Source organism: Intrasporangium zincisolvens, from assembly GCF_034724055.1.
Lineage (GTDB): Bacteria > Actinomycetota > Actinomycetes > Actinomycetales > Dermatophilaceae > Monashia > Monashia zincisolvens.
In genome coordinates this window covers 111286-125010 of record NZ_JAWIIL010000004.1, presented here as the reverse complement: position 1 = coordinate 125010, position 13725 = coordinate 111286, and the positions used below count along the sequence as shown (strand labels likewise).

The following is a 13725-nucleotide window of genomic DNA, read 5'->3' as shown; positions in this document are numbered from 1 at the left end:
CACCGACGGGGCGTGAAACGGTCCGGAATCGCGGCAGATCCCTTCAGGGCCAGGGGAGGGCCTGACGACACACGCAGCCCCGGGCGCGTTCCCGGCCCGGGGCTGCGCGTGTCGTCTCAGATGTCGCGGAAGACCTCGATCGTCGCGCCGAGGCGGTTGAGGCGCTCGGCGAGGTCCTCGTAGCCACGGTTGATGACGTAGACGTTGCGGAGCACCGACGTGCCCGGGGCGGCCAGCATCGCGAGGAGGATGACGACGCCCGGGCGCAGCGCCGGCGGACACACGACCTCGGCCGCGCGCCAGCGCGTCGGGCCCTCGACGATGACGCGGTGCGGGTCGAGCAGCTGGACGCGACCGCCGACCTTGGTCAGCTCGGTCAGGTAGATCGCCCGGTTCTCGTAGACCCAGTCGTGGATCATCGTGCTGCCCTCGGCGACGGCCCCGATGAGCGCGAAGAAGGGCAGGTTGTCGATGTTGAGGCCGGGGAACGGCATCGGGTGGATCTTGTCGGTCGGAGCCTTGAGCGGCCCGGGGATTGTCGTGAGGTCGACGAGGCGCGTCTTGCCGTTGGCCGAGACGTACTCGGACGTGAGGTTGTACTTCATCCCCATGCCCTCGAGCGTCGCCAGCTCGATCTCGATGAACTCGATCGGGACCCGGCGGATCGTGATCGAGGAGTCGGTGACGACCGCCGCCGCGATGAGGCTCATCGCCTCGATCGGGTCCTCGCTCGGTGAGTACTCGACGTCGACGTCGATCGCCGTGCGGCCGTGGACGGTGAGCGTCGTGGTGCCGATGCCCTCGATGCGCACGCCGAGCTTCTCGAGGAAGAAGCAGAGGTCCTGGACCATGTAGTTCGACGAGGCGTTGCGGATGATCGTCTCGCCCTCGTACCGCGCCGCGGCCATGAGGACGTTCTCGGTGACGGTGTCACCCCGCTCGGTGAGCACGATGGCGCGACCCGGGTTGACCGACCGGTCGCTGCGGGCCTCGTAGAAGCCGTGGGTCGCGGTGACCTCGAGCCCGAACTGGCGCAGGGCGCTCAGGTGCGGCTCGACGGTGCGGGTGCCGAGGTCGCAGCCGCCGGCGTAGGGCAGGCGGAAGCCCTCGTGCTCGTGCAGCAGCGGGCCGAGGAACATGATGACGGTGCGGGTGCGTCGGGCGGCCGCGACGTCGATGCCGTCGAGGTCGAGACGGGCCGGCGGCACGATCTCGAGGTCGTTGCTGTCGGGCAGCCAGCGGGTGCGCACGCCGATCGAGGAGAGCACCTCGAGGATGCGGTTGACCTCTTCGATGCGCGCGAGGTTGCGCAGCGTCGTGCGGCCGCGGTTGAGCAGGGAGGCGCACAGGAGGGCGACGGCGGCGTTCTTGCTCGTCTTGACGTCGATCTCGCCGGACAGCTTCTGGCCGCCGACGATGCGCAGGTGCTGGGGGCCGGAATGGCCGAGGGAGACGAACTCGGAGTCGAGCGCGTCACCGATCTTGGCGAGGGTGTCCAGGCTGAGGTTCTGGCGGCCCTGCTCGATGCGCGCGACGGCGCTCTGCGAGGTGCCGAGGAGCTCGGCGAGCTCGGACTGTGTCATCCCCTTGTGGCGTCGGGCGTCGCGGATGAGTCCGCCGATCCGGGTCAGGTAGGTCTGGGTCACGAGCGGCGACTCTAACTCATATATGAGATAGATGCACACAGGCTCGCCGCGCCTGAGTGCCGTGGAGGCGAAATCGGGGCGAATCGTATACCCCGGGACGGGCATGGCTGGGGCCGCCCCCGAGGTCATCGGGGGCGGCCCGGGTCGGCTCGGCGGGTGCCGTGCCGACCCTGCTCAGCGAGGGGCGTCGGCCGCGCCCGGCGGCAGGAACCGGGTGCCGGTGACGCGCTCGGCGACGCCGGTGCGGTCGAGCAGCGGGGTGATGCCGCCGTTCCAGAACTGGAACCCGGCCCCGGTGATCATGGCGAGGTCGAGGTCCATGGGGGACTGGGCCACGCCCTCGTCGAGCATCCGTCGGGCCTCGTCCGCGAGCACCGTGAGGACCCGCTCGCGCACCTGCGCGGCATCGAGGACGACCGGCTCGGCCGGCTTCTCGACGAGCTCGGCGACCTCCGGGTCGAGGACGGGGCGCCCCGAGCTGAGGTCGTAGAAGCCCGGCTTGCCCGCGGCGACGACGCGCTGCAGCGTCGGCGAGGCGTAGAAGCGGTCCGGGAACGCCCGTACGAGCGTCTCACCGTTGTGCAGCGCGATCGCCGGCCCGACGAGCCCGATGAGGACGAACGGCGGCATCGGTGCGAGCCCCGCGAAGGCGCGGTCGACGACCTCGATCGGGGTCCCCTCGTCGAGGATCCGCGCCGCCTCGCCCATGAACCGGCCCAGGAGCCGGTTGACGATGAACGAGGGCCGGTCCGCGGCGAGGACGCACGTCTTGCGCAGCGCCTTGCCGACGGCGAAGCCGGTGGCGAGGGTCGCCTCGTCGGTGGCCTCGCCGGGGATGACCTCGAGCAGCGGCATGACGGCGACCGGGTTGAAGAAGTGCAGCCCGACGACGCGCTCCGGGTGCTCGAGCCGTGAGGCCATCTCGGCGATGGACAGGCTCGAGGTGTTCGTCGCGAGGACGCACCGCGGCGACACGACGGCCTCGACCTCGGCGAAGACCTGCTGCTTGACGCCCATCTCCTCGAAGACCGCCTCGATGACGAGGTCGGCGTCGGCGAAGCCGGCCTTGTCGGCCGCGCCCGTGACGAGCGCCTTGTAACGGTTGAGACGGTCGGGGTTGAGCCGACCCTTGGCGGCGAGCTTGTCGAGCTCGGCGTGCACGTAGCCGACGCCCTTGGCGACGCGCGCCTCGTCGACGTCGGTGAGCACGACCGGCACCTGGAGACGCTGGACGAACAGCAGCGCGAGCTGGCTGGCCATGAGCCCCGCGCCGACGACGCCGACCTTCGTCACGGGGCGCGCCAGCGCCTTGTCCGGTGCCCCGGCCGGGCGCTTGGCCCGACGCTGCACGAGGTCGAAGGCGTAGAGCCCGGCGCGCAGCTCGTCGCTCATGACGAGGTCGGCGAGGGTCTCGTCCTCGGCCGCGAAGCCCTCCTCGCGGGTCGCGGTGCGCGCCGCCGAGAGCAGGTCGAGGGCGGCGTAGGGGCTGCGGGCCTGGCGGCCGGTCCTGACGTCGGCGGTGGCACGGGCCTTGGCGACCGCGGCCTCCCAGTGCTGCTCGTCGCGGTCGACCTCGGGGCGCTCCACGACGACCTCGCCGCGGACGACGGCAGAGGCCCACGCCAGCGACTCCTCGAGGAAGTCGGCCGGCTCGAAGAGCGCGTCGGCGAGGCCGAGCCGGTAGGCCTCGACGCCCTTGAGCATCCGGTTCTGGCTCAGCGGGTTGTCGATGACGACGGTCAGGGCCTTCTCGATGCCCACGAGGTTCGGCAGCATCCAGCAGCCGCCCCACCCGGGGACGAGACCGAGGAACACCTCGGGCAGTGCCACGGCCGGCACGCCGGCGCTCAGGGTGCGGTAGGTCGCCGACAGGGCGAGCTCGACGCCGCCACCCATGGCCGCCCCGTTGACGAAGGCGAACGTCGGCACCGGCAGGTCGGAGAACGCCGCGAAGGCGGCGTGACCGGCCCGCGCGATCTCGAGGGCCTGCTCCCGGTCGCGGACGAAGGGGATGCCGGTGAGGTCGGCACCGACGGCGAAGACGAACGGCTTGCCGGTGACACCGGCCGCGACGATCTCGCCGGCCTCGGCCCGCTCGTGCAGCCGGGCGACGGCGGCCGTCAGCTCGGCCACACCCTGGGGGCCGAAGCTGTTCGGCTTGGTGTGGTCGAAGCCGTTGTCGAGGGTGATGAGCGCGAGGGCGCCGGCGCCGGCGGGCAGCTCGACGTCGCGCACTCGGGCGTGCGTCACGACCTCGTCGGCGAAACCGGTTGCGGCCGTGGGCTTGTCGGTCGTGGCGGTCACGCGACCTCCTCCTGGGTGCTGGACGGCACGTAGTCGGCGTGGTGCGGGTTCTCCCAGATCACGGCGCCGCCCATGCCGATGCCGATGCACATCGCGGTGAGGCCGTACCGCACCTCGGGGTGGGCCTCGAACTGACGGGCCAGCTGGGTCATGAGGCGCACACCCGAGCTGGCGAGCGGGTGGCCCGTGGCGATGGCTCCGCCGTACTCGTTGACGCGCGGGTCGTCGTCGGCGATGCCGAAGTGGTCGAGGAAGGCGAGCACCTGCACGGCGAACGCCTCGTTGAGCTCGAAGAGACCGATGTCGTCGATCGTCAGGCCGGCCTTGGCGAGGGCCTTCTCGGTGGCCGGGACCGGCCCGACGCCCATGACCTCCGGCTCGACGCCGACGAACGACCAGGACACGAGACGCATCCGGACGGGCAGCCCCAGCTCGGAGGCCGCGGTCTCCGAGGCGAGCAGGCAGGCCGTGGCGCCGTCGTTGAGACCGGCGGCGTTGCCCGCGGTGACGTTGCCGTGCGGCCGGAACGGGGTCTTGAGGGCGGCGAGGTCCTCGACGGTGGTGCCCGGCCGCGGGGGCTCGTCGGTGGTGGCCAGGCCCCACGCGTCGTCGCCGTCGCGGACGGCGACGGACACGAGGTCCCGCTGGATTCGGCCGTCGGCGTAGGCGGCGGCGAGCTTGTCCTGGCTGGCGACGGCGAACGCGTCGGCGCGCTGCTTCGTCAGCTGCGGGAAGCGGTCGTGGAGGTTCTCGGCCGTCTTGCCCATGACGAGCGCGTCGGGGTCGACGATCTTCTCGGCGATGATCCGGGGGTTCGGGTCGACGCCCTCGCCCATCGGGTGGCGGCCCATGTGCTCGACGCCGCCGGCGATCGCGACGTCGTAGGCGCCGAAGGCGATCGAGGAGGCGGTGTTCGTCACGGCCGTCATGGCGCCGGCACACATCCGGTCGACCGAGTAGCCGGGGGTCGTGTTCGGCAGGCCCGCGAGCAGCGCAGCGGTGCGCCCGAGCGTCAGGCCCTGGTCGCCGATCTGCGTCGTGGCCGCGATCGCGACCTCCTCGACGCGGTCCTTGGGCAGGTCGGGGTTGCGGCGCAGGAGCTCGCGGACGCACTTGATGACGAGGTCGTCGGCACGGGTGTGGGCGTACATGCCCTTCTCACCGGCCTTGCCGAACGGCGTTCGCACGCCGTCGACGAAGACGACCTCCTGGAGCTGACGGGGCACGAGGCCTCCTCGGTCGTGGACAGGGGTGGGCGGCGCGAAGCCGCTCCCTCGATCCTACTGCCGGGTAACTTTCCCGTCCCTGTCGGCGGGCGTGAGCCACCTCACCGTGGGTGATCGGCGCAGGCCACGGCCACGAGAGGGGCGACGATGCGGGTCTGCCAGTGCCGTGCGCCCATGTCCTCGAGGGCCGTGGCGATGTCGGCCGTCAACGGCGCAGCCGGGCCCTCCCAGAGGAAACGGCGCAGGAGGTCGGGCGTCAGCAGGTTCTCCACCGGGATCGCGAGCTCACCCGACACGGCGGTCAGCAGCTCGCGGGCCCGGGCCAGGCGCCCGGCGGCGACGGGGTCGCGGTCGGCCCACGCCTTGGGCGGCGGGGGACCGGTGGGCGGCAGGGTCAGCGGCGGCAGGTCGCCCTCGGGCAGGGCGAGAGCCCGGGCGACGGCCTCGATGATCGCCTCCTGGTTGCGGCGGATCGAGCGGGCCAGCCGCGGGTCGGACGACCCGACCGAGCGGGGCGGCGTCGTGGCCCGGGCGTTGGCCACGGCGATCTCGCTGATGGCGGCGTCGGGCAGCACGCGTCCGGGGGAGACGTCACGCTGCTGGGCCACGGCGTCGCGCCAGAACCACAGCTCGCGCACGACGGCCACGCCGCGACGCCCACGCACCCGGTGCATGCCCGACGTGCGACGCCACGGGTCGACGCGGGGCTCCGGCCCGGTGAAGGACAGCAGGCTCTCGAACTCCTCGGTGGCCCAGGCCCCCTTGCCCTGGGCGCCGAGGTCGGCGGCCACCGCGTCGCGCAGGTCGGCGAGCACCTCGACGTCGAGGGCGGCGTAGCGCAGCCACGGCTCGGGCAGCGGGCGGGTGGACCAGTCGACGGCGGAGTGCTCCTTGGCCAGCTGGAGCCCGAGGTAGTGCTCGACCATGGCGCCGAGGCCGACGCGTGGCAGGCCGGCGAGCCGGCCGCCGAGCTCGGTGTCGAAGAGCGCGTGCGGGCGCAGCCCGACCTCGGTGAGGCAGGGGAGGTCCTGGGTGGCCGCGTGCAGGATCCACTCGGCGTCGCCGATGGCCTCCTGCAACGGGGAGAGGTCGGGGCACGCGACGGGGTCGACGAGCCACGTGCCGGCGCCCTCGCGGCGCAGCTGGACGAGGTAGGCGCGCTGTCCGTACCGGTAGCCGGACGCGCGCTCGGCGTCCATGCCGACGGGGCCGGTGCCACCGGCGATCGCCTCCGCCGCGCGCATCAGGGTGCGCTCGTCGGTGACGACGTCGGGGACGCCGTCGCGCGGGTGCAGCAGCGGCGTCGGTTCGATGGTGGCGGTCGCTGTAGCCGTGGCGGTGGCCGCCGGCTCCTGCGTCGGGGCGTCAGGCGCGAGGTCGGCCGCCGGGTCGGTGCCGGTGTGCTCTGCGTGCGCCGTCACCGGCGCTGTCCCGGCAGGGGGACGACGCCGTCGGGAAGCGGCGGGATGCCCGCGATGGTGCAGAGCATGTCGGCCCAGGCGCGCAGGTGCTCGACGACGTCACCGGCGGTCGGGGTCCACGACGCCCGGATCTCCATCTCGACGCTCGCCTCGCGGTCGGCCAGGCCGCCGAAGCTCTCGCTGACGACACGCGTCACGGTGCCGGCCTCGGCCGTCCACGCGAGGCCACGGCCGGCGAGGGAGTCACTGAGCCACGACCACCCGACCGCGCCGAGCATCGGGTCGCCGGCGAGCTCGGGCTCGAGCTCGGCCCGGGCGAACGTCACGACGCGCCACTGGCCGTCCCACGTGTCGGGGGCGGCGGGGTCGTGCAGGAGGACGAACCGCCCGGTGGCGAGGTCCTCCTCGGGGTCGGCGACGTCGATGACGTCGGCGGTCAGCGCCGCGGCGTAGGGCGCGATGCGCGTCGGGGCCGGGACCTCGGTGAGGCGCACCTCCGAACGCAGCCGGACGTCGCGCAGGGCGGTCAGCGTCCTCGCAAAAACCGCCCCGTGGCCTCCCGGCAACGTTCTCGTGTGCACCAGATGAGGGTAAGCCGGGAGCCCCGGATCTGTCTCAGGGCACGCCGGGGCGTTCCGGGCAGGTCGGCACACTCTTCGCAGGCGTCACTCCCGTCACCGCCGCGCCCGTCGTGGCGGACCGGGGCACGGCCGCGCCCGTGGCAGGATTGACCGGTGCCGACGTATGCCCCTGCTGCCACGCGACAGAGCGACCTCGTGCGAGCCGCGCGCCGCGAGCCGGTCGGGCGCACCCCGGTGTGGTTCATGCGCCAGGCCGGGCGTTCGCTGCCCGAGTACCGATCCGTCCGCGAGGGCGTGCCGATGCTCGAGTCGTGCATGCGCCCCGAGCTCGTCACCGAGATCACGCTCCAGCCGGTGCGCCGCCACGGCGTCGACGCCGCCATCTTCTTCAGCGACATCGTCGTGCCGCTCAAGGCCATCGGCGTCGACCTCGACATCGTGCCCGGGGTCGGTCCGGTCGTGGCCCGCCCGATCCGCACGCGTGCCGACCTCGACCAGCTCGTGCCGCTGACGGCCGACCACGTGCCCTACGTGACCGAGGCCGTGCGCCTGCTCGTCGCCGAGCTCGGGGAGACGCCGCTCATCGGCTTCGCGGGTGCCCCGTTCACCCTCGCGTCCTACCTCGTCGAAGGCGGGCCGTCGAAGAACCACGAGAAGACCAAGGCCCTGATGCACGGCGACCCGCAGCTGTGGGACGCCCTCTGCGAGCGGCTCGCCCAGATCTCCGGAGAGTTCCTGCGCGTGCAGGTCCAGGCCGGCGCCAGCGCCGTCCAGCTGTTCGACTCGTGGGCCGGCGCCCTCTCGCGCGCCGACTACAGGGCCCGGGCCATGCCGCACTCGGCCGTCGCGCTCGGGGCCGTCGCCGACCTCGACGTGCCCCGCATCCACTTCGGCGTCGGCACCGGAGAGCTGCTGACGCTCATGGGGGAGGCGGGCGCCGACGTCGTCGGCGTCGACTACCGCGTCTCGCTCACCGACGCCGTCGAGCGGTTGGGGCCCCGGTACGCCGTCCAGGGCAACCTCGACCCGGCGCTGCTCTTCGCCCCGTGGGAGGCCCTGGAGCGACGCGTCCGCGAGATCGTCGACGAGGGTCGCCACGCACCGGGCCACGTCTTCAACCTCGGCCACGGCGTCCCGCCGAACGCAGACCCCGACGTGCTGACGCGCGTCACCGAGCTCGTCCACGAGCACTCGAGCCGCCGATGACGGCGCCCGCACCGGAAGCACCTCGCGACGCCGCCCCCGGGCTCGAACCGGAGTCGGCGCCGTCGGTCGCCCGCTCGAGCCTGACGATGTTCGGCGGCTCGATCGCCTCGCGCGTCCTCGGCACGGTCCGGGCCGCCCTCATCACGGCGATCATCGGCGCCAGCCTCGCCGGTGACGCGTTCTCGCTGGCCAACACCCTGCCCAACGTCCTCTACATGCTCGCAGCCGGCGGCATCCTCAACGCCGTCCTCATCCCGTCGCTCTCACGCGCCATGCGCCTGCCCGACGGCGGCCAGGAGTTCACCGACCGCGTCATCACCCTCGCCCTCGTCGGCATGGCGGTCATCACGGTGCTCGTGACGGCCGGGGCCGGCCTCTTCGTGTGGATGCTCGCGGGCACCAGCCCGCCGAGCGTCAAGCAGCTCGCGCTCGCCTTCTCCTACATCACGCTGCCGCAGATCTTCTTCTACGGCCTCTTCGCGCTGCTCGGCCAGATCCTCAACGCGCGGGGCAAGTTCGGCGCCTTCGCGTGGGCGCCCTTCATGGCGAACATCGTCGCCGTCACCGGGCTCGTCGTGTTCATCCTCATGTACCCGGCGCCGCGCCAGTTCCACAGCAACGGCCAGCCCTTCCCACGCACCCCGGACCAGTGGACGCCCGGCATGATCTGGCTCTTCGCCGGCTCGGCCACGATCTCGGTCGTCGTCCAGGCGCTGTCGCTCGTGCCGGCGCTGCGCGGCACCGGGTTCCGCTACCGGCCCAAGTGGGGTATCCGCGGCGCCGGGCTCGGCGGGGTCAGCCGCCTCGCGGTCTGGGCCTTCGTCGGACTCGTCGTGTCGCAGCTCGGCTTCTTCGTCAGCCAGGGCGCGCTCAACCACGCCGTGGCGCGGGTTCCCGGGAACGTCCCCATCGGTGGCCCGGCCGTCTACGGCATCGCCTTCACGATCTTCATGCTGCCGCACGCATTCGTGACGGTCTCGATCATCACGGCGCTCTTCCCGCGCCTGTCGGCCGCGGCCGCTGGTGGTCGCGTCGAGCGGATGCGCCACGACATGCGCACCGGCATCGCCCTGCCGCTCGTCGTCAACGTCGCCGTCATGGCCTTCGTCATGGTCGAGGCCGAGCCGATCATCGCCCTGCTCAACCCCGGCCTCAACCTCGGATCGGTCGAGACCGCGGCCATCACCCTCGTCATCATGGTCCTCGGGATCATCCCGTTCGGCATCGACCTGCTCTGCTACCGCACCCTCTTCGCCCTCGAGGACGGGCGCCCGACGTTCGTCATGCAGGTGCTGCTCACGGGCACGAGCCTCCTGGCGCTCGGTGCGACGCTCCTCGTGCCTCCGCAGTACGCCGTGGCCGTCATGGCGTTCGGGCAGACCCTCGGCAACGTCGTCAGCTGCGCCTATGGCCTGCGGGCCTGCCGCCGCCGTGTGGGTCCGCTGGGCGGCGCGGCGATCATCGACACCGCGGCCCGCGTCGGGGTCGCGGCCCTCGTGGCGGGGCTGCTCGCGCTGGGCACCCACAACGTGCTCGCGCCGATCCGCGTGTACGCCGCCGAGGGTGAGGACACGACCGCCATCGGCCGGATGATCGCCAACGCCGTCGAGATCGGCCTGGTCGGGGTGGTCTTCACCGCCGTCTACGTCGGAGTCGCGCACGTGCTGCACGTCCGCGAGGTCCGTGACGTCGGCGACCTCGTGCGCCGACGCCTCGGTCGCTGACCCGCGTCCGTCCGGCCGCGGGTCAGCGACCGCGCGCCGCTCGTCAGTCGTCCGACGCCGGTGCCGCCGCCCCGCCGGGGGTGCCCGTGGCGTTCGGCCCACCGGTCGGGGTCGGTGCGCCCGGGTCCCCGACGCCTCCGGCCCCGGTCGGCGACGGCGCCCCCGCCGCCCCCGACGCCCCCGACGCCCCCGCCGTCGCGACGGCCGGCACCGGGGAGCCCACGGTGCGGCGGCGTCGCACCCGCATCACGACGAGCACGCCCAGGCCGATGACGACGATCCACGGCAGCAGGGCCGCGAGGCCGGTCAGGATGACGGTGGCCGAGGTGAGCAGACCCTCCCAGGCGCCGCGCAGCCGCGAGGTGATGTCGTCACCGGTGGCGGCCACGACCGGCGTCGTCGCCGCGGTCCACATCGTCAGGGTGACGTCGCTGTACGTCGTGCGCCGTTCGAGGTCGGCGAGACGCCGAACGAGCGAGTCGAGGTCGGCCTGGCGGCGGCTCAGCTCGCTCTCGAGCAGGACGACCTGCTGGAGGTCGGTGGCCTTGGCGAGCAGCGCCCGGACGCGGGTGATGCTGTCGCGGGCCGGCTGCACGCGCGCCTGGGCGTCGACGTACGTCTCGGTGACGTCCTCGCTCTGCGACGAGCGGTAGGACACCGAGCCGAGGCCGGACAGCTCGGTCAGGACGCCGTCGAGCTTGTCGGCGGGGATGCTCAGCACCATGCGGGCCTCGTCGACGCCGACCGGCTGTGCCGCGAGGGAACCCTCGGACGTGGTGCCGGTACCGGTCGATCCGGGGGAGGGGACGCCGTCCGGGGCACCGTAGAGGCCCGTCGGGTCGGTGGCCGTGACGACGTTCTCGAAGGTCACGACGCCGCCCGCCTCCGACGTGGTCACCCGCGCCCGGGCGCTCGCGGCGGCGAGGTCCCCGACCTTGACGCCGAGCCACGCGGTCCGTGCGAGCCGGACGCCGAGGTCGGCGGGCAGCGCGTCGAGGACCGACGACCCCGCGGCGTCCGCCCCGCTCGAGCCGTTCGAGCCGCTGGTACCGGACGATGCACCGGACCCCGTGGACGCGCCCGGGGCGAGGGCCTTGCCCTCGGCAGGTGCCTGGGGCGTACCGGCGCTGCCGAACCCCGTGTCGGAGCCGAGCGAGCCACGCGTCGACGTGCTGGCCCCGTTCGACCCGCTCGACGCGGCGCCGCGACCGAGGATGGTCAGGCCGACCGGCACCGCGAGGGCCAGGACCGCGACGGCGACGAGCGCGGCGGCGACCCACCGGCGTCGAGCGGCCGGGACGCGGTGGACGAGGGGGCGCAGGCGGGCGAGCGGGTCCATGGCGAGCCTTCCGACGGGTCGCCCGGACCGGTGGCCCCTTCCGGCCACGTCCGTCGGCGACGTCCTGACCGGTAGACACGGACGCGCCCCCGAACGTTGCCAGCGGCGCTGCGGTTCAGGCGTCGTCGCGGTCGGCCGTGGCGACCCGGCTACGACGCACGTGGCGGACCACGAGCCAGCCGAGCAGGCCTGCGGCGGCCGACAGGACGACCCAGTCGAGCAGCCCGGAGTACTGCTCGACGAGCTCGTAGCGGGACCCGAGCGCCCAGCCCAGGCCGATGAGCAGGCCGTTCCACACCGCGCTGCCGAGGACGGTCATGAGGCTGAACCGGCCCAGGGGCATCCGCACCGCGCCGGCGGGCAGGGACACGAGGCTGCGCACGCCCGGGACGAGGCGTCCGAAGAGCACCGACCTGCGTCCGTGCTGCCTGAACCACTCCGTGGCGCGGAGGAAGTCCTCGCGGTCGACGAGCGGCAGCCGGGCGAGCAGGTCGACGGCGCGGTCCTGGCCCAGCCGGGCCGCGAGCAGGTAGAGCACGAGCGCGCCGACGTACGCACCGAGCGTGCTCGCCACGAGGAGCAGGACCAGGTCGAGCCCGCCCTGCCGGGCGATGAACCCGGCGAGGGGCAGCACGACCTCGCTCGGGATCGGGGGCACGACGGTCTCGACGAGGGTGAGCACGCCGACCCCGACCTCGCCCAGCGCGCCGATGACACGCGTCGCGACGCCGACGAGACCGGACAGCTCGGGGGATCCGTAGGTCTCCGGGGCGGCCTGCGCGGTCATGCCCCCATCCTCACATCCGTGCCGGACGGCCCCGGGCCGGCCCCCGCGCCCGCACCGGAGGCGCCGGGTGCGACAGTGGGCGCATGGGTCGCAGGAGCGTGGCGGTCGTCGGTGGCGGGATCAGCGGGCTCGCGGCGGCGTGGGAGCTGTCTCGCGCGGCCGGCGACCTCGACGTCACGGTGCTCGAGTCGACCGACCGGGTGGGGGGCAAGCTGCGCCTCGCCGACGTCGGGGGGATCGCCGTCGACGTCGGTGCCGAGTCGGTGCTCGCCCGCAGGCCCGAGGCGCTGGCCCTGGTCGAGGAGCTGGGACTGTCGGGCCGACTGACCCACCCAGCCGCCGTCGGTGCCTCCGTCGTGGCGGGCGGCCGGCGCAGGCCGCTGCCGAAGGGAACGCTCATGGGCGTCCCGTCCGACCCCGACTCGCTCCACGGGCTCCTGTCCGACGCCGAGGTCGAGCGGGTGCGGGCCGAGCACCCCGTCCCGTCCGGTGCCGCCGACGTGTCCGTCGGCGACCTCGTCGACGCCCGTCTCGGCCGCGCCGTCACCGACCGCCTGGTGGAACCGCTCCTCGCCGGGGTGTACGCCGGCCACGCCCGCGCCATCTCCGCCGAGGCGGCCGTGCCCGTGCTGGCCCGGGCCGCGCGCGAGGGACGCTCGCTGCTCGAGGTCGCCCGCGAGGTGGCCTCGGCCGCCGCGGCCTCGGCCGGGCAGCCCGTCTTCGCCACGCTCGAGGGCGGGCTGGGCACGCTCCCGGCGGCGCTCGCCGACGCGCTCGTGGACGCCGGCGTGCGGCTGCGGACCGGGGCGGTGGTCCGCCGTCTGCGGGCCGACGGTGCCGGCTGGGTCGTCACGACCGGCCCCACGACGGCGGAGGTGGACGAGCGCTTCGACGCCGTCGTCCTCGCCACCCCGGCCCGCCCGACCGCACGCCTGCTCGCCGACGCGGCTCCCGACGCGGCCGCGGCGCTCGCCGCCATCGAGTACGCGTCGATGGCGATCGTCACGCTCTGCCTCGACGGTGCGCCGCCGGCGGTGCTCGAGGGCAGCGGCTTCCTCGTGCCGCCGACCGAGCCGCTGTCGATCAAGGCCTCGACGTTCAGCACCGTCAAGTGGCCATGGCTCGCCCGCGCGCACCCCGACCGGACCTTCCTGCGCGCCTCGCTGGGCAGGCACCGCGACGAGGCCACGCTCCAGCGCTCCGACGACGACCTCGTGGCCACGGCGCTCGCCGACCTGCGCACCGTGCTCGGTGACGGCCTGCCCGACCCGTCGGCGGTCCACGTGCAGCGCTGGGGCGGCGGCCTGCCGCAGTACGCCGTCGGGCACCTGGCGCGCATCCGGCCGGCCCGCGCGCTGCCGCCGGGGCTCACCGTCTGCGGGGCCGCCTACGACGGCGTCGGCATCCCGGCGTGCATCGGCTCGGGCCGCGCGGCCGCCCGGGCCGTGCTGACCCGGTGGCCGGACGCCGCGGCCGCCTTGGGATGATGGC

Annotated in this window: 10 protein-coding genes; 3 read left to right on the top strand and 7 right to left on the bottom strand. The window is 73.8% G+C overall.

Translation table 11 applies throughout. The features are described from left to right. Positions 1-116: 116 nt before the first annotated feature. The 5 genes from RY076_RS12855 to RY076_RS12835 form a co-directional block, all read right to left on the bottom strand. The gene (locus RY076_RS12855) at positions 117-1646 is read right to left on the bottom strand and encodes a helix-turn-helix domain-containing protein (RefSeq protein ID WP_323098574.1); all 1530 of its coding nucleotides are present in this window, start codon (positions 1644-1646) and stop codon (positions 117-119) included. A gap of 174 nt (positions 1647-1820) precedes the next feature. After that, positions 1821-3950 (bottom strand): 3-hydroxyacyl-CoA dehydrogenase NAD-binding domain-containing protein, encoded by a 2130-nt coding sequence (locus tag RY076_RS12850; protein ID WP_323098572.1) that lies wholly within the window; start codon positions 3948-3950, stop codon positions 1821-1823. Continuing rightward, complete coding sequence (locus tag RY076_RS12845) at positions 3947-5176, bottom strand: thiolase family protein (RefSeq protein WP_323098570.1); 1230 nt, start codon at positions 5174-5176, stop codon at positions 3947-3949. Before RY076_RS12845 ends, RY076_RS12850 begins: the two co-directional genes overlap by 4 nt. 101 nt (positions 5177-5277) lie before the next feature. Then, the gene (locus RY076_RS12840; protein ID WP_323098568.1) at positions 5278-6597 is read right to left on the bottom strand and encodes an HRDC domain-containing protein; all 1320 of its coding nucleotides are present in this window, start codon (positions 6595-6597) and stop codon (positions 5278-5280) included. Continuing rightward, positions 6594-7178: a DUF3000 domain-containing protein gene (locus RY076_RS12835; protein ID WP_323098565.1), complete on the bottom strand. Its 585-nt coding sequence runs from the start codon at positions 7176-7178 to the stop codon at positions 6594-6596. Before RY076_RS12835 ends, RY076_RS12840 begins: the two co-directional genes overlap by 4 nt. A 153-nt stretch (positions 7179-7331) precedes the next feature. Between RY076_RS12835 and hemE the strand changes: the two genes are divergently transcribed. Next, positions 7332-8384 carry a uroporphyrinogen decarboxylase gene (hemE, locus tag RY076_RS12830; protein ID WP_323098564.1) on the top strand — a complete coding sequence of 351 codons (1053 nt, stop codon included), beginning with the start codon at positions 7332-7334 and terminating at the stop codon, positions 8382-8384. Next, positions 8381-10108 carry a murein biosynthesis integral membrane protein MurJ gene (gene murJ / locus RY076_RS12825; protein WP_323098562.1) on the top strand — a complete coding sequence of 576 codons (1728 nt, stop codon included), beginning with the start codon at positions 8381-8383 and terminating at the stop codon, positions 10106-10108. The genes hemE and murJ overlap by 4 nt, the downstream gene beginning before the upstream one ends. 43 nt (positions 10109-10151) lie before the next feature. Here the strand turns inward: murJ and RY076_RS12820 are convergent, their stop codons facing one another. Beyond that, positions 10152-11447, bottom strand: a complete 1296-nt coding sequence (locus RY076_RS12820; RefSeq protein WP_323098560.1) for a DUF4349 domain-containing protein — start codon at positions 11445-11447, stop codon at positions 10152-10154. Between the two features lie 115 nt (positions 11448-11562). Continuing rightward, positions 11563-12234 (bottom strand): DedA family protein, encoded by a 672-nt coding sequence (locus tag RY076_RS12815; RefSeq protein ID WP_323098558.1) that lies wholly within the window; start codon positions 12232-12234, stop codon positions 11563-11565. An 83-nt stretch (positions 12235-12317) separates the two neighbouring features. Between RY076_RS12815 and hemG the strand changes: the two genes are divergently transcribed. After that, positions 12318-13721 carry a protoporphyrinogen oxidase gene (gene hemG, locus RY076_RS12810; RefSeq protein WP_323098557.1) on the top strand — a complete coding sequence of 468 codons (1404 nt, stop codon included), beginning with the start codon at positions 12318-12320 and terminating at the stop codon, positions 13719-13721. Positions 13722-13725: the final 4 nt, after the last annotated feature.

Bases quoted from the DNA above. Each gene is read 5' to 3' on its own strand.
- murJ (WP_323098562.1), top strand. From the start codon at position 8,381: ATGACGGCGCCCGCACCGGAAGCACCTCGCGACGCCGCCCCCGGGCTC.
- RY076_RS12820 (WP_323098560.1), bottom strand. From the start codon at position 11,447: ATGGACCCGCTCGCCCGCCTGCGCCCCCTCGTCCACCGCGTCCCGGCC.
- RY076_RS12815 (WP_323098558.1), bottom strand. From the start codon at position 12,234: ATGACCGCGCAGGCCGCCCCGGAGACCTACGGATCCCCCGAGCTGTCC.
- hemG (WP_323098557.1), top strand. From the start codon at position 12,318: ATGGGTCGCAGGAGCGTGGCGGTCGTCGGTGGCGGGATCAGCGGGCTC.